Origin of the sequence: Streptomyces capitiformicae, assembly GCF_002214185.1 — a bacterium.
Classification (GTDB): domain Bacteria; phylum Actinomycetota; class Actinomycetes; order Streptomycetales; family Streptomycetaceae; genus Streptomyces; species Streptomyces capitiformicae.
Window position 1 is genome coordinate 4,229,534 of record NZ_CP022161.1, and the last position, 26,226, is coordinate 4,255,759.

The following is a 26,226-nucleotide window of genomic DNA, read 5'->3' on the forward strand; positions in this document are numbered from 1 at the left end:
CACCGACCGCGTGCGCATTGCTGTCAGCCGACGAACTCCCCCACGGCCGCCTTGAGTTCGGACAGGCCCTTCTTCGCGTCGGCGAAGAACATGCCGGCCTTGGGGTTGGTGTAGAGCTCGTTGTCGACGCCCGCGTAGCCATGTCCCATCGAGCGCTTGATGACCACGACGCTCTTCGCCTGGTCGACATCGAGGATCGGCATACCGGAGATCGCGTTGCCGGGGCGGCGCGCGATCGGGTTGGTGACGTCGTTGGCGCCGATGACCAGGGCGACGTCGGCCTGCGGGAACTCGGGATTGACGTCGTCCATCTCCTTCAGCTGGGTGTAGGGGACGTTGGCCTCCGCCAAGAGCACATTCATGTGGCCCGGCATGCGGCCCGCGACCGGGTGGACCGCGTAGCTGACGTCGATGCCGTGGTCCGTCAGCACCTTGGCCAGGTCGCCGAGTTCGTGCTGGGCCTGGGCGGCGGCCAGACCGTAGCCCGGGACGAAGATGACCTTGCTCGCGTACGCCAGCTGGATCGCGACGTCGTCCGCGGAGATCGACCGCACCTGGGCCGGCGCACCGGATCCGGTCGCCGCCGGTGCGCTGTCGCCGGTGCCGAAGCCGCCGATCACGATGTTGGCGATGGAGCGGTTCATGGCGTCGGCCATCAGCTTGGTGAGGATGCCGCCCGAGGCGCTGACGAGCATGCCGGCGATGATCAGCGCGGTCTCGTCGAGCACGAAGCCGGCCATCGCGACCGCCGACCCGGTGAAGGCGTTCAGCAGGGAGATGACCACCGGCATGTCGGCGCCGCCGATCGGCAGGACCATCGTCACGCCGAAGAGCAGCGCGACCGCCACAAGCCCGTACAGCGCGACCCGGCTGTCCGGTGCCAGCACCAGCCAGACCGTGCCGGCGACGAAGGAGGCCGGCAGCAGAACGTTGAGCAGCCGTGCGCCCGGGAAGACCACGGGTGCCCCGGACACGACGCCCTGCAGCTTGCCCGCCGCGATCAGCGACCCGGAGAACGTGACCGCGCCGATGACGATGTCCAGCGCGCCGGGCAGGGAGACGCGTGCGCCCAGGGCGGCCGGGTGCTCGGTCTGGAGCAGTTCGCCCACCGCGATGAGCGCGGCCGCTCCGCCGCCGACGGCGTTGAAGAGGCTGACCAGTTGGGGCATCGCTGTCATCTGGACCTCGCGGGCGGCCCACAGGCCCAGGGCCGCCCCGAGGACGCCACCCGAGGTCAGGACGAGCCATCCGGTGGTGCTGATCACGTTCTCGTCCAGGATCAGCCACGCGGTGGCGGCGATGGCGACGGCCATGGCCCCGGCGGAGAGAGTGTTGCCGCGGCGGGCCGTCCGCGGGTGGTTCATCAGGTGCAGGCCCATCACGAAGCAGGCGGCCGCGGCCAGGAAGATGTAGTGGACGGCGTTGGAGACGGTGTCCATGACGGTCACACCCCCGCCTTCTGGTTCTGTTCGGCGGACTGGTTCTTCTCGGCGGCCGGCTTCGCCTTGAACATCTCCAGCATCCGGTCCGTGACGACGTAGCCGCCGACGACATTCATGGCGCCGAAGGCCATGGCCACGAAGGCGAGGACGTAGCCGAGCCAGGTGTGGGACTCGGCCGCGATCAGCATCGCGCCGATGACGACGATGCCGTGGACCGAGTTGGAGCCGGACATCAGCGGGGTGTGCAGGGTCGCCGGGACCTTGCTGATGACCTCGATGCCGACCAGCACGCTCAGGACGAACACGGTGATCGCGGTGAGGAGATCGAGGTTGTTCATGAGGGGCCTCCTCCCATGAGTGCGGCCGTGATCTCGTCGGCCGGGTCGAGGTTCAGTTCCCCGTCGCGCACCAGGTGCCCGAGCAGCGCGACGAGGTTGCGGGCGTACGCCGTGGAGGCGGCGGTCGCCATGGCGGAGGGCAGATGCCCGGCGCCGATGAGGGTGACTCCGCCGTCCAGGACGACTGTCTTGTCGGGTTCGGAGCCCTCGACGTTGCCGCCGAGTTCGCTCGCGGCGAGGTCAACGACGACCGAGCCGGGCTTCATCCGCTCGACCACGGCCGCGGTCACCAGCAGGGGCGGCTTGCGGCCCGGCACCTGCGCCGTGGTGATCACGATGTCTGAGCGAGCGATGTGCGTATCCAGTGCCTCCCGCTGGGCCCGCTGTTCCTGTTCGGTCAACTCCCGTGCGTAGCCGCCGAGTTCGGTGCCCTGTTCCCCTTCCGGCGGGCTCTGGACGTCGAGGAACCGGGCGCCCAGCGACTCCACCTCCCCTCGGGATGCGGGGCGTACGTCGTACGCCGAGACGACGGCGCCGAGGCGGCGGGCGGTGGCGATCGCCTGCAGTCCTGCCACTCCGGCACCGAGGATCAGGACTTGGGCGGGACGCGTGGTGCCCGCGGCGGTGGTCAGCATCGGGAAGAACCGGTCGTAGAGGTCGGCCGCGAGGAGGGCCGCCTTGTAGCCGGCGACGGCGGCCTGGGAGGTGAGCGCGTCCATGGACTGGGCGCGGCTGAGGGTGCGGGGCAGCAGATCGAGGCTCACCGTGCGCACGCCGCGCCCGGTCAGGTCCTCGACCAGGGCGGGGTGCCGCAGCGGCTGGAGCAGACCGATCAGGGTCTGCCCGGCGCGCAGCGCCCCTGCGGCCTCCGGGTCGGGCGGGCCGACGCACAGGACGGCGTCCGCGCGTGCGTACAGCTCGTCCGGGGTGACGACGGTCGCGCCGGCGTCGGCGTATTCGGCGTCGGTGAACCAGGCGCCGGATCCGGCTCCGGTCTCGATCAGGACGTCGAGTCCGGCCCGGCGCAGGAGGGTTACGGCCTCGGGGACGAGGGCGACACGGCGTTCGCCGGGCGCCCGCTCCCGTACGGCACCTACGGTGACGGTTCCCATGATCTGTTGCCTCTCCCTGTGGCCCGGTCGATCTGGTGGATGCCGGGCCGCAGAACTCTCAGAACTCGAAGACGAGCCGGGCTTCGGCCCGTCCGCCGAGGACCTCGTCGAAGGACTCGTTGACCTGCTCCAGGCGCCGCTGCTCGGCGATCACCTGGGTGCGTCCGGCCGCGTGCAGCGCGAACACCTCGGCCAGGTCCTGACGGGTGCCGACGATGGAGCCGATGACGGAGATCCCGCCGAGCACGGTCTCGAAGATCGGCACGTTGATCGACGCGTTGTCGGCGGGCAGGCCGACCATCACCAGGCGCCCGCCGCGGTTCAGGGACCGGTAGGCCTGCTCGAAGGCCTTGGCGCTCGCGGCCAACACCACGGCCACGTCCGCTCCGCCGGCCTGCCTGATCTCCTCGACCGGGTCGTGCGTGCGGGCGTTGACGATCTGGTCGGCGCCGAGCTTGTGGGCGAGGCCCAGCTTGTCCGGTTCGAGGTCGACGGCGGTGACGAAGCCGCCGACGAGTCGCGCGTACTGCACCGCCAGGTGGCCGAGGCCGCCGATGCCGAAGACGGCGACCCGCTCGGCCGGGACCACGTTCGCGACCTTGATCGCCTTGTACGTGGTGACGCCGGCGCAGGTCAGCGGCGCCGCGTCGAAGGACGACACGCCGTCGGGGACCTGAACGACCGCGCCCGCGTCTGCGACGGCGTACTCGGCGTAGCAACCGTCCACGGAGTAGCCGGAGTTGACCTGGCTCTGGCAGAGGGTCTCCCAACCGGAGACGCAGTAGCGGCAGGTGCCGCAGGACGAGCCGAGCCATGGGATGGCGACCCGCTTGCCGATCAGGTCCTCGGAGACGCCGTCGCCGACGGCCTGGACGGGGCCGATGCCCTCGTGGCCGGGGATGAACGGCGGCTGCGGCTTGACGGGCCAGTCGCCGTGGGCGGCGTGGATGTCGGTGTGGCAGAGGCCGGAGGCCTCCATGCGGACGAGCACCTGGCCGGGGCCGGGCTCGGGGACGGGCAGGTCCTGGATCTCCAGGGGCTTGCCGAAGTCGGTGACGACTGCTGCCTTCATGATCAGCTCCTCGGATGGCGGGTGTGTTCGGGCCCGGGTCTCGTCCGGGTCCTGTATGTGGGTGACGAAGCGCAGCCCGTCCCCTGCTGCGAGGGAGAAGCCGCCCGGTGTTCCCTCCTCGACGTCCAGGACGAGGCGCGGGCGGCCGAGTGCCTGGTACAGGTCGGCGTCGATGTGGAAGGTGCAGCCGTCCAGGACGCCGAGCAGCATGTCGCCCTCGCCGAGGGCGAATTCGTCGCCGGGGAAGCACATCGGATCGCTGCCGTCGCAGCAGCCGCCGGACTGGACGAACATCACCGGCCTGCCATGGGCGGCGCGCAGGGCCGCGATGGCCTTGTGCGCCGCCCGGGTGGCGGTGACGCGCCCGGCGTTGCCGTTGTGAAGCGTCGCGGGCATGTCGGTGCACCTCTTCAGATCCGCAGGAACTGGTGCAGGAACTGCAGGAACTGGTGGACCTGGCGGTCCGCTCAGAACAGCCCGAGCGGCTTGGTGCCGTAGCTGACCAGCAGGTTCTTGGTCTGGCTGTAGTGCTCGAGCATCATCTTGTGCGTCTCGCGGCCGATGCCGGAGACCTTGTAGCCACCGAACGCGGCACCCGCGGGGTACTGGTGGTAGCAGTTCGTCCAGACGCGGCCCGCCTTGATGGCGCGGCCCATCCGGTAGGTGCGTCCGGTGTCGCGGCTCCACACGCCGGCCCCGAGGCCGTACAGCGTGTCGTTGGCGATCTCGAGCGCCTCGGCCTCGTCCTTGAAGGTGGTGACCGCGAGGACGGGACCGAAGATCTCCTCCTGGAAGACCCGCATCTTGTTGTGGCCCTTGAGGACGGTCGGCTCGTAGAAGAAGCCGTCCGTGAACTCCCCGCCGATGGACGGACGGTGGCCGCCCGCGAGCAGTTCGGCGCCCTCCTTCAGGCCGATCTCGACGTAGGAGCCGATCTTCTCGACCTGCTGACGGGAGACCTGGGGGCCGATCATGGTCGCCGGGTCGAGCGGATTGCCCTGCTTGATGGCACGGATCCGCTCCAGGCAACGGCCCATGAACTCCTCGTAGATGTCCTCCTGGATCAGGGCGCGCGAGGGGCAGGTGCAGACCTCGCCCTTGTTGAACGCGTACAGCACGAGTCCCTCGACGGCCTTGTTCAGGAAGTCGTCGTCCTCGGCGGCCACGTCGTTGAAGAAGATGTTCGGCGACTTGCCGCCCAGCTCCAGGGTGACCGGGATGATGTTCTCGGACGCGTACTGCATGATCAGCCGACCGGTGGTGGTCTCTCCGGTGAAGGCGACCTTGGCGATGCGCTTGTTGGTGGCCAGCGCCTTGCCGATGGCGGCGCCCGGGCCGTTCACGACGTTGACGACACCGGCGGGGAGGATGTCGCCGATGACCTCCATCAGCTTCAGGATCGACCACGGGGTCGGCGAGGCGGGCTTGAGGACCGAGGCGTTGCCCGCGGCGAGCGCCGGGGCCAGCTTCCACGCGGCCATCAGCAGCGGGAAGTTGAACGGAATGATCTGTCCGACCACGCCCAACGGCTCGTGGAAGTGGTAGGCGATCAGGTCCTTGTCGATCTCGGTGATCGAGCTCTCCTCGGCGCGTATCGCGGCCGCGAAGTAGCGGAAGTGGTCGGCGGCGAGCGGGATGTCGGCGGCGAGGGTCTCACGGACGGGCTTGCCGTTGTCCCAGCTCTCGGCGACGGCGAGTTCCTCGCGGTGGGCGTCGATGGCGTCGGCCACCTTGTTCAGCACCGCGGCCCGCTGAGCGGTGGACGCCTCGCCCCACTTGTCCTTCGCGGCGTGCGCGGCGTCCAGGGCGAGTTCGATGTCCTGGGGGCCCGACTTGGGGACCTCGCAGAACGGCTTGGCGGTGGCGGGGCTCAGGTCGGGTGAGTACTCACCGGTGGTGGGCGCCTGCCACTTGCCGCCGATGAAGTTCTCGTAGCGGGGCGAGACGTCGACGGGGCTGCCCGTCGCACCCGGAGGCTCGTATGTCATGATCGTCACCTTTCGCGAGGGTTGTGGTGATGCTCAGCACGCTAGGAGCGGGAACGCTGCAACACCGCTGCATGTCGTCCGGCCTGCGGCTGAAGAGCTGATGCGGCATCCAGACCGCGGGCCCGTGCTGCCGCGGCAGCACGCTGCGCCGAGCCGCCCGGCAGTCTGTGAGCGAGCGTGAGCCACGCGAGCGAGTCCTCGGCGCCCCAGGCCGCGTTCACCCAGCGGCGCAGCAGCCCGGCATCGTCACTGCCGAGGACGGCACCGCGCAACTGCTGCTCCAGGGCCCGCCGGTGCTCGACGACGGCCGGTGCCTCGGAGCGCGGCAGCAGCGGGCCGCGGTAGCAGGCCAGCGCCTCGTCCACCCGCCCTTCGGCGAGCAGCGCCGAGACCTCCCCGAAGTCGGTGCGCACCGGGCAGAGGAGCGCGTACGGTCGCGAGCCGAGCAGGGCCGGGCCGAGCACCGCGCGCAGCCGGGTCATCTCGGCCCGCAGGGTCGAAGGAGGCACCTCCCGCTCCGACAGGTCCACAGCCAGCCGGTCGCCGTGCACGCCCCGGCCCTCCAGGGCGAGCGCCACCACGATCTCGCTGTGGCGCGGGCTCAGCCGGTGGACGCGTCCGGCGCTCTCCAGCAGGGCACAGTCCCGGCCCAGTGCGGCCAGCCCTACACCCGCCCCACATCCGGCGGAGGACGCGTGCGGCACCCACCCGTCCGGGCCGAGCGGAGTCGGCGGTACTGGCAGTGCACGGGCGAGCTCCGCCTCGGCCAACAGCGCGGCTCCGCGCACCGCAGCGAGGGCGGGTGGCGTGGCGATGGTGGGGCCCCCGGAAAGGTCGACCACACCGAGCAGGCGCCCGGTGCCGGGGTCGCGCACGGGGGCAGCGGCGCACGACCAGTCATGCACGGCAGAGTTGTAGTGCTCGCCGGCCACGATCTGAACGGGCTGTCCGACCTCCAGCGCCGTGCCCGGGGCGTTGGTCCCGGCCTGCGCCTCGGACCACACGGCCCCCGCCACGAAGTGCATCCGCTCGGCGCGCCGCAAGGCCGCGGAATCCCCCTCTACCCACAGCAGGGTCCCGTCGGCGTCACCGACCGCGAAGAGGTGCCCGTCATCGGCGACACCGGCTCCCAACAGCTCCCGCAACAGGTGCAGTACGGCGGCAAGCGGATGGCCCCGCCGGTACGCGGCCAGCTCCTCGGATGTCCTGAACAGGGGCGGCAGACGACTGCCGTCGGGCCGTACGCCGCACGCCGTGCAGCGACTCCACGAGTCGGCCACCAGACGCCGCACTCCTGACGGTGACGGCGTGCCGAGCGAGGTCACGAACTGCTCGTGCACGGTGCGCAGCGCGGACGCAGAGGCGGATGTGGAGGTGGAAATGGGGCTGGAGGCGGATGTCGAGGCAGCGGTGGAAGTGTCCATGGCACCTCCCTCGTGCCTTGCTTCCGGTTGGGTCACACCAACCTCACCGGCAGTCAACAGCGGGTTGTAGAGGCCGAATGGCCCCCTTCTCAGGGGCCGTTCGGCCTGCCGCGGACCAGCGCCAAGGGTCAGCGGGCCTGGGAAGAACCGACGGCGCGAGCGCCGTCCCGGTTGGGGGGGACGGGGAGCCCCTCACAGTTACCCGAAGCCGACGCCCGCACCTGATTCCATGTTCAGTCGGCAGGAACGTATTCAGGAGGGACAACCGGACGAGGATGAGGGCCCGTTGGGGTCTTGCGCCTCGTGCTCCTCTGCGTGCCGTTGCCTCTCATGGGCCGAACGGCCCTCAGCGCGACGGCCCATTGGCCTCTGTGCCCACGGTTCGCAGATCCGTCACCGTACCGGGCATGGAGTTCTTGCCCGTCGCGCACGGAGGGATGCACGCATGCTGAAACGGTTCCGCGAGGTGTTGCTGTGGCGCTGGCGGCGCAACCCGCTCAAGCGCCGCTCGGACTTCACCGAAGCCTGGGTCGGCCTGGCTACGGTGACGGCGGTGCTGTTCGCCGCGCCGACGGTGGGTGTGACCGCGGCTGTCGTCGCCGAGCGTTCCGCGCTCACGGAGTCCCAAGGACTGCGTCACGTCACCGCGAAACTCGTCGAGGACGCCCCCGCGGCGACCGTGGCGCGGTTCTCGGGCGTGGCGGACGACGAACTCGTCCGTGCGACCGTGCGGTGGACGACGGATGGCTCCTCCAGGACCGGGACGGCCCTGGTGGCAGCGGACCGCAAGGCCGGCTCACGGACGACGGTGTGGCTCGACGCATCCGACCGTGTTCACCCCGCGCCACCCACCCCCGCCCAAGCCAGGGCACAAGGAGTAGTGACCGGTACGTCCGCCGCGGTGGGTGCGGCTCTCCTGGTACTGGGCCTCCGGTGGGCCGCCCGGGCACGGCTGGACCGGCGCCGATGGGCGCAGTGGGAACGGGACTGGGCCGCGTTCGACGCGCACCGGGGCCACCGGCACGCATGACGGCCCGTCGGTGACGCGTGTTCGCCGCGACCCGGACCCGCCCCGGCCGGGGCCGCTGCTCTGCTTCAAGCTCCCCGCCTTGGATGGCCGTGGGCGGCCAGGAACGCATCGGCCCATCCCCCCTCCACCCGGGATGCATCGTCCAAGCCGTCCGGGTGAAACCGCGATCGTCCGCCGGCCAGTGGAGCGGAAGCGGCATCGTGACCTGCTTCTCTGGGCCACCTGACCGATCCGATGGACCGCCCGGCCGGGAAGGACCCACCCCCATGCGCTACGCCGTCCTCGGCACCGGCATCGTCGGCCGGACCATCGCAGCCAAGCTCGCCTCCCTGGGCAACGAGATCGTCATCGGCACCCGCGATCCCGCGGCGACCCTCGCCCGTACCGAACCGGACGCCATGGGCACCCCGCCCTTCGCCACCTGGAACGCGGCTCACCCCACCGTGGAGCTGCGGTCCTTCGCCGAAACCGCCACCCTCGGCGAGAGGGTCGTCAACGCCACCGCGGGCACCGTCACGCTCGAAGCCCTGAACGCCGCAGGCAGCGCGAACCTGGCGGGAAAGGTCCTCATCGACATCGCCAACCCGCTCGACTCCTCCCGGGGGATGCCGCCCCCGCTGAATCCGGTCAACACCGACAGCCTCGGCGAACAGGTCCAGCGCGCCTTCCCCGACGCCCGCGTCGTGAAGACCCTCAACACCATGAACTGCCGCCTCATGGTCGAGCCCGACCGTGTCTCCGGAACCCACAACGTCTTCGTCTCCGGCGAGGACACCGGCGCCAAGAAGCAGGTCACCGAGATGCTGGTCTCCTTCGGGTGGCCCGAGAGCAGCGTCATCGACCTCGGCGGCATCGAGACCGCCCGAGGCGCCGAGATGCTGCTGCCGATCTGGCTGCGCCTCTACAGCACCCTCGGCCACACCGACTTCAACTTCCACATCCAGGGCGCCGGCTAGCACGCCCCGACGCAGGTGTCAGTGCCCGTCCTGCTTGGCCCGGCCCCGGACCTGCGAGGCGATGACGGCGGCCTGGACGCGCCGCTCGACGCCGAGCTTGGCCAGCAGACGGGAGATGTGGTTCTTCACCGTCTTCTCCGCGAGATAGAGCCGCTGGCCGATCTGCCGGTTGGTCAGCCCCTTACCGATCAGTGCCAGAATCTCCCGCTCCCGCTCGGTCAGGTCCGGCAAAGCATCCTGTTCCGGTTCCTTGGTCTGCTCACCGCGCAGCCGGGCCATCAGCTTGGTGGTGGCGCTGGCGTCGAGCAAGGACTGGCCCGCGGCCACCGTACGGACTGCCGACACCAGGTCGGAGCCCTGGATCTGCTTCAGCACGTACCCGGACGCCCCTGCCATGATCGAGTCCAGCAGCGCCTCCTCGTCATCGAACGAGGTCAGCATCAGACAGGCCAGCTCCGGCATGTGCGAGCGCAGCTCCCGGCACACGGTCACACCGTCCCCGTCGGGCAGTCGGACATCGAGCACCGCGACCTGGGGACGCAGGGCGGGAACCCGCACCAGGGCCTGCTCGGCAGTGGCCGCCTCGCCGATCACGGTGATGTCCGGCTCGTCGTTCAGCAGGTCGCGAACCCCACGCCGTACCACCTCGTGGTCGTCCAGCAGGAAGACCCGGATCGGGCTCTCGGCGCCGGGCTGCTCGCTGTCCACCATCGAATACTCCTCGTCGTACGTCGTGATCATGCCCTGGGGTCATGCGGGCGTGCGCCGATGACCAGTCGGGGATCCGGTCGGGGATCCGGTCGGGGATCCGGTCGGGGATCCGGTCGGGGATCCTTCCCGCTTCAGAGCGTAACGGCCCGGGCCGGGCAGTCCCGATTCCCCGCTGCCGGGCTTTACGGAAGCGGGTTCGGGATGGCTGAGGGCCGACCGGCCCACCGGACGGGACATCCGGCACCTCCCTCCCAGTGGGTACCCGTTCGACGCTGGAAGGCCACAGAACTGCCCTATGAGGCTGAGGAGCGCGACACCATGGACCGTTACGTGTACGACTTCCACCAGGGCGGCCGTGACATGGCCGACCTGCTCGGCGGCAAGGGAGCGAACCTGGCCGAGATGACCCGGCTCGGACTGCCCGTGCCGCCCGGTTTCATCATCACCACCGAGGCCTGCCGGGCATTCCTGGCGACGGGTGCCGAGCCCGAGGGGCTGTTCCGGGAGGTCTCCCGCCACCTGGCCGCGCTGGAGGAGTCCGCCGGACGCCGTGTGGGTCAGCCCGACGATCCGCTGCTGCTGTCCGTGCGCTCCGGGGCACGGTTCTCCATGCCCGGGATGATGGAGACGGTCCTGGACATCGGCCTGAACGACGACTCCGTGCTGGGGCTGGCCAAGGTGTCCGGCAACGAGCGGTTCGCCTGGGACTCCTACCGCCGCCTGGTCCAGATGTTCGGCAGTACGGTCATGGGGGTCGACTCCGCGCTGTTCGAGCAGGCCATCACGCTGCTGAAGGACTTCCGGGGCGTCCTGGACGATGTGCACCTGGACGCCGGCGATCTCGCCCAGCTGGTAGAGACGTACAAGAACCTGATCCACGACGAGACCGGCGAGGACTTCCCACAGTCTCCCGCCGAGCAGCTGCGCCGGGCCATCCTCGCGGTCTTCCAGTCCTGGAACGGCGACCGCGCCCGCCTGTACCGCAGGCGCGAGCACATCCCGGACGACCTGGGCACCGCCGTCACCGTCCAGCGCATGGTGTACGGCAACCTCGGCCCCGACTCCGGCAGCGGCGTCGCCTTCACCCGCGACCCGGCCAGCGGCCGCCCCGGCCTGTACGGCGACTACCTGCCCAACGCCCAGGGTGAGGACGTCGTCGCCGGCATCCGCAGCACCGTGCCCCTGGCCGAACTGGAACGCCTCGACACACGGTCGTACCGACAGCTGCTCACCCACATGCGCAGCCTGGAGAACCACTACCGGGACCTGTGCGACATCGAGTTCACCATCGAGCGCGGCACCCTTTGGATGCTGCAGACCCGAGTGGGAAAGCGCACCGCCGAAGCCGCGTTCACCATCGCAGCGGAGCTGGTCGACGAGCAGCTCATCACCCCGGACGAGGGGCTGGCACGGGTGAGTGGGGAGGGACTGGCCCGGCTGATGTTCCCCCGCTTCGATGCCTCGGCCACGGGTGAGGCGCTCGCCCACGGCCTGCCCGCCTCGCCGGGCGCCGCGGTCGGCTCCGCCGTCTTCGACTCCGCCACAGCCGTACGGCGCGCCGCGGCCGGCGAGAAGGTGATCCTCGTACGCCAGGAGACCACCCCCGACGACCTGCCGGGCATGGTCGCCGCCCAGGCTGTGCTGACCAGCCGGGGCGGCAAGACCAGCCACGCGGCTGTGGTCGCCCGTGGCATGGGCAAGGTCTGCGTGTGCGGCGCCGAGGAACTCACCGTCGACCTCGAGCGCCGGCGTTTCACCACCCGTGACGGCACTGTCGTCGAGGAAAGAACGGTCATCTCGGTGGACGGCTCCGCCGGGGCCGTGTACCCGGGCGCGGCCCCGCTGGTCGACTCCGAGGTCATGCGGTACCTGGAGACCGGTGAGCGGTCGGAGGGCGTGGTGACCGCGGTCGCCCGCGCCCTGGAACAGGCCGACGGCGCACGGCGGTTGGAGGTGCGGGCCAACGCGGACACCCCCGAGGACGCCGCGCGCGCCCGCCGGTTCGGCGCGCAGGGCATCGGTCTGTGCCGTACCGAGCACATGTTCCTCGGCGAGCGCCGCAAGCTGGTCGAGGAGATGATCCTCGCCCGCGACGATTTCATGCGCGAGCGTGCGCTCGCTGCCCTGCTCCCCCTGCAACGGCAGGACTTCATCGGCATCCTGGAGGCGATGGACGGCCTGCCGGTCACCATCCGCCTCCTCGACCCGCCCCTGCACGAGTTCCTGCCCGACCGCACCGAACTCGCCGTACGCATCGCCACCGCAGAGGCCCGGGGCGACCTCCCGGACCCGCACGACGCCGAGTTGCTCGACGCGGTGAGCCACATGCATGAGGAGAACCCGATGCTCGGCCTGCGCGGTGTCCGCCTCGGCCTGGTGGTGCCCGGTCTGGTCGCCATGCAGGTGAGGGCCATCGCCGAAGCCGTGGTCGAACGCACGAGGGTCGGAGGCTCCCCCAAGGCCGAGATCATGGTGCCGCTCGTCGGCGCCGTCGAGGAACTGCGGATCGAGCGCGACGAGGTGCGACGGGTACTGGCCGAGGTCTCCGCAGAGACCGGTATTCCCGTCACATGCCCGGTCGGCACCATGATCGAGCTGCCCCGCGCCGCGCTCACGGCGGCTCGGATCGCCGAGCAGGCGGAGTTCTTCTCCTTCGGCACGAACGACCTCACCCAGACCACCTGGGGCTTCTCCCGCGACGACGTCGAGGCCGAGTTCTTCTCCGCCTACCTGGACAAGGGCATCTTCAGCACCTCACCGTTCGAGACCCTCGACCGGGAGGGCGTGGGCCGACTGGTCCAGATCGCGGTCGCCGAGGGCCGCGCGACGCGGCCGGACCTGAAGATCGGCGTCTGCGGCGAACACGGCGGCGACCCCGACTCGGTCCACTTCTTCCACGGCGAGGGACTGGACTACGTCTCCTGCTCCCCGTTCCGCGTCCCGGTGGCCCGCCTGGAGGCCGGACGAGCCGCGCTGTCGGGGACCCGGGGCAGCGACAGCCGGTGACGCGCGTCCAGGCCCCGCCCCTTGGCCTCAGCGGCTTGGGGGCGGGACCCGGCCGTGCCACAGCCCTCAGGGGTCGTACGGGGGGGATGAAGTGCCGTATCGACGACAGCCCCGCCCGAGAGGCACGCCTCACGCGAGGATCGGGGCACGGGTGGGCTCCGACAAGCACTGAGAGGTCACTGCACCAACGGGTTCGGCTGACGAACCACAGCCGCGCCCAGGCCTTGCCCAGACTCCAGCCGGCGCCGGCGCCCCGGCCGCGAGGGCGATCAGAACGACGGTGTACTCGCGCTCCGGCTCCGCCCTCCACGGCAAGCGGTCACCGTCGTCGGGATGCTCGTGGTCCACGAACGTTCGGCGGAGCCGCCCGCTCGTGGTCCACGAACGTTCGGCGGAGCCGCCAGGAAGCGGAGATCCACTCCGTACAGGGTGCGACCGCCGATCAGCTCGCGCCCGGTGACCAGTTCGGGTTCGATGCGGACGAAGACCGGATCGGGCCAGGGCACCCAGGGGCGCGGGCCGGTCCGGGCCAGCCGTTCGTGCTCGGCCGGGTCGGTCACCATCGTGACGGTGCCGGTGACGACGACACTCCAACCCGAGTGAGCGGTCGCGTCGACCTCGTCGGCTTCGAAGGCGACCACCGCGCCGACGATCGCACGGACCAGTTCCGAAGTCGCCGAGGTGCACAGCAACACCGCACCATCGGTGTCCAGCGAGAAGTTGACCGGCAGTACCGCGGGCAAGGCCCGGCGCGTGTGGACGATACGACCGACGGGCGCCTTCGCCAGCAGACGGAGGCACTCCTGCCGCTCCAGTTCACGGAAACCGTCGTTCGGATACATCATCCAGTCCGTCTTTCGCCCAACGCAGCAAGTCCTTCAGCAGGAGTCCATCCTTGGCGGGACGAGGACGAACCGTGAGGGCCCATCGGTCCCGACCGTGCCGGAGAACGGCCTCTGTCGGGCCCCCTGCTCCGCCGGCCGTCAGCCGACGGTCAGATCGGGGCGGACGAGCGTGCCCGACCTGCCATGGACGATCTCGTACGCCGCATCGAGTGCACCGATCGCGGCCAGGCCACCCGTGCGTTCGACGAACCGGGCCGCGGCCTCCGTCTTGGGACCCATCGAACCGTCGGGAAACCTGCCACGGCGCAGGTCGTCGGGTGTGGCGTCGAGGAGGGGCTGCTGGTCCGGGGTGCCGTAGTCGGCGTAGACGTTCGGAACGTCCGTGAGGATGAGCAGGAAGTCCGCCTTGAGGTCCTCGGCGAGCAGGGCCGCGGTGAGGTCCTTGTCGATCACCGCGTCAACTCCGTACAGCGCGCCGGTGTCGAGGTCGGCGGTGACGGGGATGCCTCCGCCGCCGGCGCAGACGACCAGCGCTCCGCAAGCGAGCAGGTCATGGATGGTGTCGGTCTCCACGATCTCCTGAGGTGACGGGGAGGCGACGACCCGGCGCCAGCCGGTGGTGTCCTGGGCGATGTGCCAGCCGCGCTTCCGGGCGAGTGACCGGGCGATGTCCCGGGGGTACACCTGCCCGACGAACTTGGTGGGGCGCGCGAAGGCCGGATCGTCGGCCCGCACGAGAGTGTGGGTCACCAGTGCGGCGATCTTGCGGCCGGGCAGGGCGTTGTACATGCTGCGGGCCAGCAGCGAGCCGATCATGCCCTCGGTCTGGGCGCCGAGCAGGTCCAGCGGGTAGGGGGCACTCAGCGCGGGATCAGACGCGCTCTCCATGGCGAGCAGGCCGATCTGCGGGCCGTTGCCGTGGGTGAGGACGACCTCGTGCTCGTGCGCGAGGGCGGCGACGGCCGTGGCGACGCGGTCGATGTTCACCTGTTGCACGGCCGCGTCAGGGCGTTCGCCCCGGTGCAGCAGGGCGTTGCCGCCGAGGGCTATGACGATGCGCATGGTTCAGTCCTCCAGAGTGGCGACGAGCACGGCCTTTATGGTGTGCAACCGGTTCTCCGCCTGGTCGAAGACGATGGAGGCGGATGAGGAGAAGACCTCGTCGGTGACTTCCAGTGCGTCCGGGCCGTAGTTGTGGAGTACTTCCTCGCCGAGCCGGGTGTGGTGGTCGTGGAGGGCCGGCAGGCAGTGCATGAACTTGACGTCCGGGTTGCTGGTGGCCGCGACTGTCTTGTCGTTGACCTGGTACGGCAGCAACAGGCCAATACTCCCCCAGCCTTCGGCCGGGGGGACCCCCATCTCGCTCCGCTCGCCCCAGGTCTCGAGGGGCTCCCCCATGGAGACCCAGACATCGGTGTAGAGGAAGTCGGCCTCACGTACGCCCGTTTCGACGTCCTCGGTGAGGGTGATCCGGGCCCCGCTCCGCTCGGCGAGCGAGCGGCAGGCAGTGACCAGCCCGGGTTCCGGCCACAGCCCGGCGGGCGCGGCGATGCGTACGTCCATGCCGAGCAGGGCGCCCATGGCCAGGAGGGAATTGCCCATGTTGTTGCGGGCGTCCCCGAGGTAGCAGTAGGCGATCTCGGGCAGAGGCTTGCGGGTGTGCTCGCGCATGGTGAGGACGTCGCACAGGCTCTGGGTCGGGTGCGCGGTGTCGGTCAGACCGTTGTAGACGGGGACACCGGAGTGGGCGGCGAGTTCCGTGACGGTCGACTGGGCTGAGCCGCGGTACTCGATGGCATCAAACATGCGGCCGAGCACGCGTGCCGTGTCGGCGACGGACTCCTTGGCTCCCATGTGAGTGTCGCCCGGACCGAGGTAGGTGGTCGCGGCGCCCTGGTCGGCGGCAGTGACCTCGAAGGCGCAGCGAGTGCGGGTGGAGGTCTTCTCGAAAATCAGCGCGAGGTGTCTGCCGGTCAGGCGTGGTCGCTCCGTGCCGCCGCGCCGGGCGGCCTTGAGGTCGGCGGCGAGGTCGAGGAGGTGGTGGATCTCGGCGGCGGTGAAGTCGAGTTCGCTCAGGTAGGAGCGGCCTCGCAGGTCTATGGTCATGGTGGCCCTCCGTTCGGTCAGGCAACCGCGTCGCGTTGGACCGGGCAGCTCATGCAGCGCGGTCCGCCGCGGCCACGGCCCAGTTCGGCGCCGGCGATGGTGACGATCTCGATGCCCTGCTTGCGTAGGTAGGTGTTGGTGGTCACGTTGCGCTCGTAGCCGACGACCACGCCCGGGGCGACAGCGAGGAAGTTGCTGCCGTCGTCCCACTGCTCACGCTCGGCGCCCCGGGTGTCCTGCGGCGCGGAGAGCATCCGGACCTTGTCCAGGTCGAGGGCCTCGGCCAGAGCGGAGGCCAGATCCGAGTTGGGGATCACGTCGAAACCGGCCTCACGGACGGTGCTGGGGGTGAGCGTCCAGGAGCGCAGGGAGTCCGCGAGGCCCGGATAGATGGTGAAGGCGTCGCGGTCGACCATGGTGAGCACGGTGTCCAGGTGCATATAGGCGCGTGTGGCGGGGAGTTGGACCGCGACCAGCCGGTTCGCCGTGCCGGTGGTGAAGAGCCGGGCGGCCAGGTTCTCCACGGCCTGGGCCGTGGTCCGCTCCCCCATGCCGACCATGACGGCACCGTTTCCGAGGACGTGGACGTCACCACCCTCGAGGGTGCCCACTGCGCCGTCGAGGATCGGCGCGGGCGCGGCGGAGGCGAACCTCGGGTGGAAGCGGTAGATGACCTCGGCGTGCAGGCTCTCGCGCCGCCGGGCCGGCTTGGCCATCGGGTTGACCGACACCTGGTCGTACACCCAGCAGGAGTTGTCGCGGGGGAAGAGGTGGTTGGGCAGCGGCGCGAGAGCGAAGTCCTCGGCGTCCAGGGCGCTCCAGACCAGGCTGTGCGGGGTGGCGAGCGGCAGGTCACTCTTGAGCAGGCCACCGATCAGGTAGCCGGCGAGGGTCTCCCCGTCCAGTTCGGCGCACAGCTCACGCACCGGGTCCACCAGGGAGGGGCCAACGCTCGCGGGTGTGACGACGCGGTCCAGGAGCCAGTCGCGGGCCTCCGGCACGTCCAGTGTCCCGGCCAGCAGGTCGGCGAAGTAGTGCACGCGAGCGCCGTGGTCGCGCAGGACCTGCGCGAAGGCGTCGTGCTCCTCGCGGGCACGCTTGGCCCACAGGATGTCGTCGAAGAGCAGGGCGTCGACGTTGCGCGGGGTCAGCCGGGACAGTTCGAGACCGGGGCGGTGGAGGATCACTTGGCGGAGTCGGCCGACCTCGGAGTCGACGTGGAAGGTGTTCATGGCGAGCTTCCTCGGGCCGTACGGACGTGGTCAGTCGTGCTGCCGTGGCGTGTACTTCGGGGAGCCGCCAGTGCGGTACCTCCGCCTCCCCCGAGAGCTCCCCTTGGCCGTTATGACGTCTCAGGCGCCCTTGCCCGAGTGACCGTGGCCGCCGGCTGCGCGGGCACCGTCTCGCCGTACTCACCGCGGTCGCGCTTCAGCCAGACGTAGACCGGCAGGCCGAGCAGCAGCACGAACAGCCCGTAGTAGACGGTCTGGTAGCCGCTGCCCTGGATCGACCAGTACGAGAAGGCCATCGCGAGCGCGGCGACGGTGACGTCCCGGGCCAGCTGCCTCGGCTTCAGGCTTTCCCGGCCACGTACCAGCAGCCAGTACAGCTGGGCGGCGGCGGAGAACAGGTACGGGATCACGGCGGTGAGCACGCTCAGCAGGACGATCTTGGTGAAGACGTCCTCGAAGCGCGTGTAGCTGAACACGGTGATCAGCGAGGCGAGCAGGGTCGAGGCGACGATGCCGAAGACCGGGACGCCGCTCTCTCCGCGCAGCTTGGCGAAGGTCCCGGGGAAGAGTCCGTCGCGGGCGGCGGCGTAGGGCATCTCCGCGCACAGCATGGTCCAGCCGTTGAGGGCGCCGATACCGGAGACGATGGCGGCCACGGCGACCGCGTCGCCCGCCCAGGTGCCGCCGAAGATGTTGTTCGCGGCGTCGGTGAACGGCGCGGTGGAGGCGCCGAGTTCGCCGTGCGAGACGGTACCGAAGACGGCGAGGGTGCCCAGGATGTAGATGACGGCGCAGACGAGCGTGCCGTACACGGTGGCCCGTGGCACGTTCCGGCCCGGCTCGCGCACGCGGCCCGCGACCACGGAAGCGGCCTCCAGCCCGAGATAGCTGAACAGGGCGATGGCCGCGGCGGCGGAGATCGCACCCAACGCCGACCGGCCACTGGCGTTGAAGGCGCCGAAGTTGTCCGGGTCGATGAACAACAGCCCGATCGTGGCCATGAACACCAGCGGCACGAACTTCAGCACGGTGGTGATCACTTGGAATGCGCCGGTGTTTCGCACACCGGTGAGGTTGATCGCAGCGGGGATCCACAGGCCGATCAGGGCAATGAGCACCGAGATCCCGGTCCTGTGCCCGGTGTTGACGAACACCTCGACATAGCCGACCCAGGCCACCACGATCGCGGCGTTCCCCGCCCACGCGGTGATCCAGTACGACCAGGCGTTGAGGAACCCGGCGAACTCCCCGAAGGCCTCACGGGCGTAGACATACGGCCCGCCGCTCGCCGGAACCCGCTTCGACAGTGCCCCGAACGTCACGGCCAGCGCGAGCGCGCCGAGCGTGACGGCGACGAACGCCACGAGCGAGATGGGCCCGTACGGGGCGAGGGCCGACGGCAGGGCGAAGACCCCGGTTCCGATGATGCTGCCGATCACGAGCGCGGAGGCCGCGGGAAGGCCAAGTGCCGCCTTCGGGGCGGCTGGTGCGTCGTCGTCGGCGGCGGCTTCGGATCCTTTGGGGGGCGCGGACATGGCTGTGCTCCTTGGGTTGATCGCAGAGAGGGAGTCGATCCACGATTGATCCTGCTGCTCCACGGCGACCAGGGGGTGAGTGGCCACAAGTCCCCCTGTTGGCCCGTTGGTCCCGAGTGCCGGAGGCTCACTCGCCTCCGGAGTTGCGTCGATGCGTGGATTCAGTTGTGCGGGACGACGGCGACCGGGCAGCCGACGTGGTGCAGCACCGCGTGCGTGACGGGACCGATGTGACTGCCCAGACGGCCGTCCCGCGTCCGGCGGCCCACGACGACGAGGGAGGCCCCGGTGGACGCGCGCACGAGTTCGGCGGTGACCCGGCCTTCGGCCACGGTCTCGACGACAGGGACACCGGGGAACTTCTCGCACCACGGGCGCAGCGTCGCGACAACGGTGCGTTCCTGCGCGGCGAGCAGTTCCGGTCCGGGCACGGGCTCGGGTCGACTGTCCTCGGTGAGTTCGGACGACGCGCTGAAGACGTGGATCACGTGCAGCCTGGCGTCGCGGCGGCGGGCGGACTCGAAGGCGAACTCGATCAGTTCGTCGCAGGGGCGGCGGGTATCCAGTCCGAGGACCACGTCACGGTAGGGCGTTTCGGGGATCTCCTCGGGTGAGACGCCGTCCACGGCCGGCAGGTGTTCACCCGCCGGCGCCTGGCCCGCGCGGACGAGCACCACGGGACGCGGAGACCGGGCGACAACCCGCTGGGAAACCGAGCCGAGCACGAACCCGGTGAAGCCGCCGAGGCCATGGGAGCCGAGCACCATCAGGTCCGCGTCCGCGGCCGCTTCGGCCAGCGCGGAGACCGTGGAGTCGGCCTTCACCAGTTCACCGTCGATCTGCAGCCCGGGGTGCGCGGCGCGGACGCTGCCGACCTCGCCGTCCAGGGTCCGCGCGGCCCACCCGACCTGAGTGGTGCCGAGCGGTACGGAGGCGGCGGGACGCGGGCTCCACTGCCATACGTGCACGAGCCGCAGCGGCACACCGCGACGCTGGGCTTCCCTCGCTGCCCAGTGTGCGGCCGCGAGACTCGCCGCGGTTCCATCGACTCCAGCGACGACGTGTCGATCCATGGTGGGCACCTCCTGCATCCAGCCCTGTCTGCTCTTTCCGACGGCCAGCGAACACCGCGCCCGCCTCCGGCGCAGTGCGCCGAAGGGCTCTCGCTGATTGCCGACCGGCCCCATCCCAGGGCCCACTGGCCCATGGTTCGGGGTGCGCGGCGCGAACAGGCTGGAAGCGGTAGGTCCCTGAGCACGTATTGGAGGCACGTCATGACCGGTCCCCTCACAGCCACCATGCTGCGGGCCCTGCCCGCCGAACACCGGCAGCGGCTCATGCGGCTCCCCCATGAGGTGTCGTTCCCCCAGGGAGCCCGGCTCTTCGAGGAGGGCGGACGCGCAGACCGCTTCTGGATCAGTACAGGCACGATCGAGCTGGACATGCGTGTGCCGGGCCGTCAGCCGGCCGTGATCGAGTCCCTGGGGCACAACGAACTCGTCGGCTGGTCCTGGCTGTTCGCCCCGCACTCCTGGCACATGGGGGCGGAGGCCGTGACCCCGGTGCGGGCGTACGAATTCGATGCCGTCGCGGTCCGCTCGATGTGCGCGGACGACCCCGACCTGGGGCGGACGGTCGCGATGTGGGTGGGTGACGTGCTCGCCCACCGGCTGCGCTCCGCCCGTACCAGGTTGCTGGACCTGTACGCACCGTATGGCAGCGGCAGTCTCCGGTGACCGGCCCGCGCACGAACCGACACCACCAGGGAGACATGATGGACGGCGCCCTTCACATCGTGAGCGACGTGATGACGCAGACGGTCGTCGCCGTCGGCCGCGACGCGAACTTCAAGGAGATCGTGCGGCTGATGCAGGAGTGGAAGGTCAGTGCCCTGCCCGTCCTGGAGGGCGAGGGCAGGGTTGTCGGCGTCGTCTCCGAGGCCGACCTGCTGCCCAAGGAGGAGTTCCGCGACAGCGACCCTGACCTCCCCCAGTCTCGGCTTCTCCCCCACTCTCGGCTTCGCTCGAGCGAGGGGACCCCCATGACCGGGGAGACCCCCAGCACACAACTGCGGCGCCTGTCCGACCTCGCGAAGGCAGGCTCGGTGACCGCCGGGGAGCTGATGACCTCACCGGCCCTCACCGTCCGCGCGAACGAGACCCTCGCACAGGCCGCGCGGACCTTGGCCCGTGCCAAGGTCAAGCGGCTCCCCGTCGTCGACGAGTTGGGCATGCTGCAGGGCATCGTCAGCCGCGCCGACCTGCTCAAGGTGTTCCTGCGGGACGACGAGGACATCGCCGAGCAGGTACGGCGCGAGGTCGTGTCGTACCTCTTCCCCGCCCCGCCGTCCGCCGTACGCGTCGAGGTGCGGGACGGCATCGTGACGCTCAGCGGCCGCATCCGGGACACGTCCCTGGTACCCGTGGCGGCGCGTCTGGTCCGAGCCGTCGAAGGGGTCGTGGACGTGACCTTCGACCTCTCCGATCCCGGCCTCTCCGTCGCCCCCTCCATGCCTTCACCGGGACGCGAGGAGAGCGCTTCGCCCGCATGAACCCGAGGCGCAAGCGGCCGAGACGGTGCCCCTGTCCTGTGCCGACGGGTCGACCGGCCCCGCGATCAGGCCGACCGCGCGCTCCCCACCCCTGCCTCCGCCCGCGACGGCGGAGGCACACGCTCGCCGCCGTCCCCGCATCACCGATCGGGGGCGGCCGAGTGCTGCACGGGGAATGGAGCATCCAGCAGTACGGAACGGAAAACGGGCTGTCCCAGCGGGCTTTGCAGCGCAAGTACAACGTCGCCTGGCGGACGGTGCGGCGAGCTCTGGACGGGCAGTGGCCCGAGCCCCGGCGGAGACCGCGGCAGCGGGAGTCCCGGCCGGCCCACACCAAAGCCAGTCGCCGGCTGTCCGGCGGCCCCGGATCTCATGGCCATGACGTCCCGGGGCCGCCGTCACCGACCGGTGCGCCCGGTGAAAGGATTCGGCCCGACCCGCGCCGGGGAGGCAGGGCAAGGCCGCCGACACGTGCACGTGCCGTGTCACCGGTTCAACGGGCACGGCAAGACCAAGGACACCGGTACGTCAACACGATGATCAGCCAAGTGGGCTCTTCGGAGTACACGGCACTGCCCTACGCGCCGGCCTCTGGCCGCCGTTCCTCGAGCGGTTTCAGGACCTCGGTGGGCACCTGCGCACGGCTGCGACCATCTCCTCCGCCTCGCCCCAACTCACCCACACCTGACCGCCCTTGCCGCGCACCGACTTGTAGACCGTGCCCGCTCCGGGTCGGAAGCGGTGCCCGCCCAGGCCGCCACCGGACGACTCAGGCGAGCCTTCGCCACCTCGCCGTCCAGTCCCGCTCGTCGCGCCCCGCGTGTCCCTTTCGCCGTGGGGTTCGTTTCCGTGGCGACCGGCCGCACATTCGTCCGCCCGGCGGCAGCGGACTACGCCGGGCGGACGATCGAGGTCAGCGCCCCTTTCAGGGCATCAGGTCAGGGGCGACGTCGCCGGTACGCGGCTGCCGACGCGGGCGCGTACCGCCTCGACGGCTTCCCACTGCTCGGGGTCGAGTACGGCCAGTGCGGCGGGGAAGACCCCATCCTGCTCCTTGAGGATGTGCTCGCGCAGCAGGCCGAGGGTCTTGATGAGGCGCTCCGGCCAGGTGGGGTCGGCCAGGAACGGTCCGTCCGCTTCTGCCAGCACGGCCTCGATGCGGCGGTGCTCGGCCTCCAGCACGGCGATTTTCTCGGGGAACTCGGCGGCCATCTCGGGAAACAGGCCGCCTTCCTCCACCTGGGTGTGCGGACCGAGCACGGCGGCGATCTCCCGGGCCAGTTCCGCCATGCGCGTGACGCTGCCGTCGCGGTGGGCGTCGCACACGCGGCCGACGAGGTTGACAACCGTGTCATGCTCACGGTTCAACTCGTCGATCGCCGTGAGGGACCGGCATCCGCAGTACTCGCACATGTCAGGCTCCGTTCCCGGTCAGTGCGAGTGGACGGCGGGCGACCGGCGGGTGAGCGCGTGCCGAACGCCCGTGCCCGTGAAGGCCAGCGCCAGCGCCGCGACCACGCCCAGCAGGATCAGCCCGATCGCGTAACTGCCGTAGGCGCCGTACAGCGAGCCCATCACCAGAGGTGGTACGAACCCGCCCAGACCGCCCGCGGCGCCGACGATGCCGGTGACCGAGCCGACCTTGTTCGCGGGGGCCATGATTGCCACCAGGGCGAAGACGGCACCGCTGCCCGCGCCGAGTGCGGCGGCCATCGACAGGAACGCGATCGTGCCGACCGGTGCCAGGGACGGAGTCAGCGACTGTGCGAAGGCGCCCACGAGGACAACGGCCAGCGATCCGCCCAGCACCCGGACAGGGCCCAGCCGGTCGGACAGCCAGCCGCCCATCGGGCGCATCGCCACCGCCAACAGCACGAAGCCGGCCATACGGTTCGCCGCGTCCGCCTGGGTCAGGCCGTAGCCGGTCTTGAGGTAGGTGGGCAGGTAGACGGAGAAGGCGACGTAACCGCCGAAGGCCACCGCGTACAGCGCGGACGCCTGCCAGGTGACACCCAGTTTGCAGGTCGCGGCCAGCCGGCGGACCAGCGGCTCGGTCGGCACCGTTCGTCCCGGCGCGTCCCGCAGCAGCAGCGCCGCCACCACCGCGTACGCCGCGAGCACGGCGGCGGTGATCAGGAACGGGTTCGCCGTGCCGTACGCGTCCACCAGCTTCACCGTGGTCAGCGCGCTGATCGCGGTGCCGCCCATGCCCATGCCGAAGATCCCGATCGCCAGCCCGCGCCGCTCGGGCGGGAACCACGCGTTGACGAAGGGCACCCCGACGGCGAACGCGGTGCCGCCGATACCGAGGAAGAACCCACCCACCAGCAGGGCGGTCAGCGAGGAGTGCCCGGCGAGACCGAGGTAGAGAACCGGGATGATCGTGGCGGCGGAGACCAGCGGGAACATCACCCGCCCGCCGAACCGGTCCGTCAGTGCCCCGACCGGGATCCGGCCCAGGGAACCGACCACCACCGGCACCGCCACCAGCAGCGACTGCTCGAACGCGGACAGCTCCAAAGAGTCCTTGAAGCGCGGGCCCAGCGGGCTGAGCAGCGCCCACGCCCAGAAATTGACGGCGAAGCCGACCGTGGCGAGCGCCAGCATCAGCCACGCCCGGCCGGACACCGTTGCCGGCCCGTCGTCGTTCTTCCTCGGTGCTTGCAGCATGCTGCCGCTCCTCCTGCTCACAGATCTGGTCCGGCCGGCTCCTCCGGCCCGGGCCGGGCCGCGTATCCGCGACGTACCGCGTTGGCCCTCAGCCAGAGTCGGTGAACAAGCGCCGCTGCGCGGTGGGCCGAAAGTCCCTCGCCGCACGCCGAGCGGACCCCGCCTGGTGGGCCGGGTCGGCCTGCGAAAGGACCTATGGCCCCATGTCTTCACGGCTGGGCGCCAGGACAGTGGACGTACGGCCATGCATCGGGCACTGATGGCCGACAGTCCGCAGGGAGTGGAGGAGCCACCCACATGCACGAGAACGACGGCTTCCGCAGGCTCGACCGGCAGGAGTGTCTGCGTCTGCTGGCCACGGCACCCGTGGGCCGCGTCGTCTACACCCGCCAGGCACTGCCCGCGGTCCTCCCGGTGAACTTCAGCCTCGACGGCGACTCCTCTGTGGTACTGCGCACCTCGGCGGGTTCCGACCTGGTACGTGCCGTCGACGGCGTGGTCGTCGCCTTCGAGGCCGACGACTTCGCCCCCGCCCACCACTCCGGGTGGAGCGTGATCGTCACCGGCCGGGCCACCGTCGTCACTGACCCCGCCGAGCAGCAACGGCTGTCCCGCACCGGTCCCCGCTCATGGGCACCCATCGCAGATCCCGTCTTCGTACGGATCGAGTCCGAACTCGTCACCGGGCGGGAACTCGTGGGCGCCGGGGCACGGACCGCGTGAGCGCCTCGGCCTGAGCCTCCAGCCCTGTCCGGGTCGGGGGTCCCGGGTTCGGACAGCAGGTCGCGCTGGAGCTGGAGGGCCATCGTGCGCTCAAGGGTGTACCGGCGGGCGTAGCACCGCATCCCAGAGCCGCACTCGTCCCTGCCGGCGAGTGCAGTGCCCGTAACGCCTTACGGTCGAAGGCCGGTGGCCTGCCGCCCGCTCTGCCGTGTCGGATTGCGGTGGGCGCGCTGGTCGGCCGGCACCGGGATCACCGCACGGATATCGCGCCGGGCTTTTCGGAGAGGGACCTTCGGAACCTACAGCGGATCACCAGCTCCCTGGTGTCCGCGCCGGGGCCCCAGGGCCGGATCGGGCATCCTCGGTTGTCGCCGTCTCCCATTCCCTGGCACCGCGGCCGTTCGGACGTGCTGCCGCACGCGGGGTCCGCTCGCCCTCGGGTCCGTAGCCGAAGCGGATCAGCAGCTGCGGATGGCACCGCTTGGCCGAAGGGTCGCGCATCGCCTCGCGCAGGTCCCGCCACTCCATCGCCTGGTGCAGCATCGAGGTGCGCACGCCGTGGGCGGTGGCCACCAGCAGTGTGCGCTCCAGCGCCTGGCCCGCCCGCAGCCAGTCCGCCTGCCTGTCGCAGACGGTCCACAGCAGGGCCACTTGGGCGTGCCGCTCGAAGCGCACGGGCGGCCGCTGCCGCGACCACGCTCGACCGGTGAAGTCCCGCATCGGCATCCTCCCGGCCGCGTCCAATGGTCGGGGCGCAGTGACCGGGATCCCATACGGGCTGGAGCCCGGCAGAGTGATCCAGGCGCGGCTCTCCGCCGTGCGAGCCTCGTCGGTGGAGTTGCGCATTTCGGCTGCGGAGGTCACCGGCAGCAGCCGACGGGTGCCGAGGATGTCGGGGACGTACATATGCGCGCCCTCGGCCCGTGCGGCGGCGACCATCTCGGTGACGATCGGCTCGGGCACCGTGCGGCCGGTGAAAGGCATCCGGCTGGTGTGGCGGCGCTCGACGGCCTCGTACAGCTCGCGGTAGTCGGGTGGGGCGTCGGCGGTGGCCATCAGGTGCAGGGCGGCCAGGAGATCGGGGTCGTCCGGGTCCGGCAGCAGGTGCACCCGGGGATTCCAGCCCAGATGGGCTGCGGCGACCCGCAGGTTGAAGACGGCAGCGCCCGCAGACAGGTGCTGGGCGCGCCCGTCGGGATCGGCCAGCGGCAGGACGCGCCTGCGGTCGGCGCGGACCTCGATGGACCGGGTGGCCGGGTTCAGACGGAAACGCCAGGGCTGGGTGTTGTGGATCGACGGGGCGGCCACCGCTGCCGCCATCAGCGTTTCCAGCGCGGTGGCGTCGATCTCCCGGGTCTGCATGGGGAGCTCCTCACTCGTCCGGGGCACCGCCGGGGTGGGGCGGTTCCCCATCTGCCCTCCACCTTCCGCCGACAGCCGATCTTGCGGCGAGGGCCGCCCGGCCCCTGTTGCGGACCGGGCGGC

General features: G+C 70.6%; 21 protein-coding genes and 2 pseudogenes. 6 read left to right on the plus strand and 17 right to left on the minus strand.

Going from position 1 to position 26,226, the window contains the following annotated elements; all coding sequences use genetic code 11:
- Window positions 1-23: 23 nt before the first annotated feature.
- The 7 genes and pseudogenes from CES90_RS18840 to CES90_RS18870 all read right to left on the minus strand — a co-directional run bounded on the left by CES90_RS18840 (window position 24) and on the right by CES90_RS18870 (window position 7,376).
- The gene (locus CES90_RS18840) at window positions 24-1,439 is read right to left on the minus strand and encodes an NAD(P)(+) transhydrogenase (Re/Si-specific) subunit beta (protein ID WP_189786077.1); all 1,416 of its coding nucleotides are present in this window, start codon (window positions 1,437-1,439) and stop codon (window positions 24-26) included.
- A gap of 5 nt (window positions 1,440-1,444) precedes the next feature.
- On the minus strand, window positions 1,445-1,780 hold the full coding sequence (locus CES90_RS18845; protein ID WP_189786059.1) for an NAD(P) transhydrogenase subunit alpha: 336 nt from the start codon (window positions 1,778-1,780) through the stop codon (window positions 1,445-1,447).
- Window positions 1,777-2,892: an NAD(P) transhydrogenase subunit alpha gene (locus tag CES90_RS18850; RefSeq protein WP_189786058.1), complete on the minus strand. Its 1,116-nt coding sequence runs from the start codon at window positions 2,890-2,892 to the stop codon at window positions 1,777-1,779. The genes CES90_RS18845 and CES90_RS18850 overlap by 4 nt, the downstream gene beginning before the upstream one ends.
- 58 nt (window positions 2,893-2,950) lie before the next feature.
- The gene (locus tag CES90_RS18855; protein ID WP_208921876.1) at window positions 2,951-3,964 is read right to left on the minus strand and encodes a zinc-dependent alcohol dehydrogenase; all 1,014 of its coding nucleotides are present in this window, start codon (window positions 3,962-3,964) and stop codon (window positions 2,951-2,953) included.
- 69 nt (window positions 3,965-4,033) lie between these two features.
- Window positions 4,034-4,360, minus strand: a pseudogene (locus tag CES90_RS51275) (DUF779 domain-containing protein); the annotation flags it as partial.
- Between the two features lie 71 nt (window positions 4,361-4,431).
- Window positions 4,432-5,955, minus strand: a complete 1,524-nt coding sequence (locus CES90_RS18865) for an aldehyde dehydrogenase family protein (protein ID WP_373313527.1) — start codon at window positions 5,953-5,955, stop codon at window positions 4,432-4,434.
- Between the two features lie 38 nt (window positions 5,956-5,993).
- Complete coding sequence (locus CES90_RS18870; protein ID WP_189786055.1) at window positions 5,994-7,376, minus strand: sigma-54-dependent transcriptional regulator family protein; 1,383 nt, start codon at window positions 7,374-7,376, stop codon at window positions 5,994-5,996.
- 445 nt (window positions 7,377-7,821) lie between these two features.
- Here CES90_RS18870 and CES90_RS18875 point away from each other — a divergent pair, with 445 nt between their 5' ends.
- Together CES90_RS18875 and CES90_RS18880 are read left to right on the plus strand one after the other, a co-directional pair.
- Complete coding sequence (locus tag CES90_RS18875) at window positions 7,822-8,406, plus strand: Rv1733c family protein (RefSeq protein ID WP_189786054.1); 585 nt, start codon at window positions 7,822-7,824, stop codon at window positions 8,404-8,406.
- 266 nt (window positions 8,407-8,672) lie between these two features.
- Window positions 8,673-9,362 carry an NADPH-dependent F420 reductase gene (locus tag CES90_RS18880; protein WP_189786053.1) on the plus strand — a complete coding sequence of 230 codons (690 nt, stop codon included), beginning with the start codon at window positions 8,673-8,675 and terminating at the stop codon, window positions 9,360-9,362.
- 18 nt (window positions 9,363-9,380) lie between these two features.
- Here the strand turns inward: CES90_RS18880 and CES90_RS18885 are convergent, their stop codons facing one another.
- Window positions 9,381-10,073, minus strand: coding sequence for a response regulator (locus tag CES90_RS18885; protein ID WP_189786076.1), 693 nt, complete (start codon window positions 10,071-10,073; stop codon window positions 9,381-9,383).
- Between the two features lie 318 nt (window positions 10,074-10,391).
- Between CES90_RS18885 and ppdK the strand changes: the two genes are divergently transcribed.
- Window positions 10,392-13,079 (plus strand): pyruvate, phosphate dikinase, encoded by a 2,688-nt coding sequence (ppdK, locus tag CES90_RS18890; protein WP_189786052.1) that lies wholly within the window; start codon window positions 10,392-10,394, stop codon window positions 13,077-13,079.
- Between the two features lie 410 nt (window positions 13,080-13,489).
- Here the strand turns inward: ppdK and CES90_RS18895 are convergent.
- The 6 genes and pseudogenes from CES90_RS18895 to CES90_RS18920 form a co-directional block, all read right to left on the minus strand.
- Window positions 13,490-13,921: pseudogene (locus tag CES90_RS18895) on the minus strand (pyridoxamine 5'-phosphate oxidase family protein); the annotation flags it as partial.
- A 141-nt stretch (window positions 13,922-14,062) separates the two neighbouring features.
- Window positions 14,063-14,986: a carbamate kinase gene (locus CES90_RS18900; RefSeq protein ID WP_189786051.1), complete on the minus strand. Its 924-nt coding sequence runs from the start codon at window positions 14,984-14,986 to the stop codon at window positions 14,063-14,065.
- A gap of 3 nt (window positions 14,987-14,989) precedes the next feature.
- Window positions 14,990-16,030, minus strand: a complete 1,041-nt coding sequence (gene argF / locus CES90_RS18905; RefSeq protein ID WP_189786050.1) for an ornithine carbamoyltransferase — start codon at window positions 16,028-16,030, stop codon at window positions 14,990-14,992.
- A 17-nt stretch (window positions 16,031-16,047) separates the two neighbouring features.
- Window positions 16,048-17,262 (minus strand): arginine deiminase, encoded by a 1,215-nt coding sequence (locus CES90_RS18910; RefSeq protein WP_189786049.1) that lies wholly within the window; start codon window positions 17,260-17,262, stop codon window positions 16,048-16,050.
- Window positions 17,263-17,372: 110 nt separating this feature from the next.
- On the minus strand, window positions 17,373-18,797 hold the full coding sequence (locus CES90_RS18915; RefSeq protein WP_189786048.1) for an APC family permease: 1,425 nt from the start codon (window positions 18,795-18,797) through the stop codon (window positions 17,373-17,375).
- A 161-nt stretch (window positions 18,798-18,958) separates the two neighbouring features.
- Window positions 18,959-19,870 (minus strand): universal stress protein, encoded by a 912-nt coding sequence (locus tag CES90_RS18920; protein ID WP_189786047.1) that lies wholly within the window; start codon window positions 19,868-19,870, stop codon window positions 18,959-18,961.
- A gap of 201 nt (window positions 19,871-20,071) precedes the next feature.
- On the opposite strand from CES90_RS18920, the gene CES90_RS18925 reads away from it, so the two are divergent.
- Window positions 20,072-20,533: a cyclic nucleotide-binding domain-containing protein gene (locus CES90_RS18925; RefSeq protein ID WP_189786046.1), complete on the plus strand. Its 462-nt coding sequence runs from the start codon at window positions 20,072-20,074 to the stop codon at window positions 20,531-20,533.
- 38 nt (window positions 20,534-20,571) lie between these two features.
- Window positions 20,572-21,348 (plus strand): CBS domain-containing protein, encoded by a 777-nt coding sequence (locus tag CES90_RS18930; protein WP_189786074.1) that lies wholly within the window; start codon window positions 20,572-20,574, stop codon window positions 21,346-21,348.
- A gap of 933 nt (window positions 21,349-22,281) precedes the next feature.
- On the opposite strand, the gene CES90_RS18935 is transcribed toward CES90_RS18930, so the two are convergent.
- Both CES90_RS18935 and CES90_RS18940 read right to left on the minus strand, forming a co-directional pair.
- Entirely contained in the window at window positions 22,282-22,761 is a 480-nt protein-coding gene (locus CES90_RS18935) for a hemerythrin domain-containing protein (RefSeq protein ID WP_189786045.1), read from the minus strand.
- A gap of 18 nt (window positions 22,762-22,779) precedes the next feature.
- Complete coding sequence (locus CES90_RS18940; RefSeq protein WP_229914175.1) at window positions 22,780-24,018, minus strand: nitrate/nitrite transporter; 1,239 nt, start codon at window positions 24,016-24,018, stop codon at window positions 22,780-22,782.
- Between the two features lie 297 nt (window positions 24,019-24,315).
- Between CES90_RS18940 and CES90_RS18945 the strand changes: the two genes are divergently transcribed.
- A complete protein-coding gene (locus CES90_RS18945) occupies window positions 24,316-24,741 on the plus strand; it encodes a pyridoxamine 5'-phosphate oxidase family protein (RefSeq protein ID WP_189786044.1) in 426 nt (141 codons plus the stop codon).
- 309 nt (window positions 24,742-25,050) lie between these two features.
- Here CES90_RS18945 and CES90_RS18950 read toward each other — a convergent pair whose 3' ends face one another.
- Entirely contained in the window at window positions 25,051-26,103 is a 1,053-nt protein-coding gene (locus CES90_RS18950; RefSeq protein ID WP_229914174.1) for an Acg family FMN-binding oxidoreductase, read from the minus strand.
- Window positions 26,104-26,226 lie beyond the last annotated feature (123 nt).

Bases quoted from the DNA above. Each gene is read 5' to 3' on its own strand.
- CES90_RS18910 (WP_189786049.1), bottom strand. From the start codon at position 17,262: ATGAACACCTTCCACGTCGACTCCGAGGTCGGCCGACTCCGCCAAGTG.
- CES90_RS18940 (WP_229914175.1), bottom strand. From the start codon at position 24,018: ATGCTGCAAGCACCGAGGAAGAACGACGACGGGCCGGCAACGGTGTCC.
- CES90_RS18855 (WP_208921876.1), bottom strand. From the start codon at position 3,964: ATGAAGGCAGCAGTCGTCACCGACTTCGGCAAGCCCCTGGAGATCCAG.
- CES90_RS18930 (WP_189786074.1), top strand. From the start codon at position 20,572: ATGGACGGCGCCCTTCACATCGTGAGCGACGTGATGACGCAGACGGTC.
- CES90_RS18935 (WP_189786045.1), bottom strand. From the start codon at position 22,761: ATGTGCGAGTACTGCGGATGCCGGTCCCTCACGGCGATCGACGAGTTG.
- CES90_RS18925 (WP_189786046.1), top strand. From the start codon at position 20,072: ATGACCGGTCCCCTCACAGCCACCATGCTGCGGGCCCTGCCCGCCGAA.
- CES90_RS18845 (WP_189786059.1), bottom strand. From the start codon at position 1,780: ATGAACAACCTCGATCTCCTCACCGCGATCACCGTGTTCGTCCTGAGC.
- CES90_RS18900 (WP_189786051.1), bottom strand. From the start codon at position 14,986: ATGCGCATCGTCATAGCCCTCGGCGGCAACGCCCTGCTGCACCGGGGC.
- CES90_RS18915 (WP_189786048.1), bottom strand. From the start codon at position 18,797: ATGTCCGCGCCCCCCAAAGGATCCGAAGCCGCCGCCGACGACGACGCA.
- argF (WP_189786050.1), bottom strand. From the start codon at position 16,030: ATGACCATAGACCTGCGAGGCCGCTCCTACCTGAGCGAACTCGACTTC.
- ppdK (WP_189786052.1), top strand. From the start codon at position 10,392: ATGGACCGTTACGTGTACGACTTCCACCAGGGCGGCCGTGACATGGCC.
- CES90_RS18850 (WP_189786058.1), bottom strand. From the start codon at position 2,892: ATGGGAACCGTCACCGTAGGTGCCGTACGGGAGCGGGCGCCCGGCGAA.
- CES90_RS18950 (WP_229914174.1), bottom strand. From the start codon at position 26,103: ATGCAGACCCGGGAGATCGACGCCACCGCGCTGGAAACGCTGATGGCG.
- CES90_RS18945 (WP_189786044.1), top strand. From the start codon at position 24,316: ATGCACGAGAACGACGGCTTCCGCAGGCTCGACCGGCAGGAGTGTCTG.
- CES90_RS18875 (WP_189786054.1), top strand. From the start codon at position 7,822: ATGCTGAAACGGTTCCGCGAGGTGTTGCTGTGGCGCTGGCGGCGCAAC.
- CES90_RS18870 (WP_189786055.1), bottom strand. From the start codon at position 7,376: ATGGACACTTCCACCGCTGCCTCGACATCCGCCTCCAGCCCCATTTCC.
- CES90_RS18885 (WP_189786076.1), bottom strand. From the start codon at position 10,073: ATGGTGGACAGCGAGCAGCCCGGCGCCGAGAGCCCGATCCGGGTCTTC.
- CES90_RS18840 (WP_189786077.1), bottom strand. From the start codon at position 1,439: ATGGACACCGTCTCCAACGCCGTCCACTACATCTTCCTGGCCGCGGCC.
- CES90_RS18920 (WP_189786047.1), bottom strand. From the start codon at position 19,870: ATGGATCGACACGTCGTCGCTGGAGTCGATGGAACCGCGGCGAGTCTC.
- CES90_RS18880 (WP_189786053.1), top strand. From the start codon at position 8,673: ATGCGCTACGCCGTCCTCGGCACCGGCATCGTCGGCCGGACCATCGCA.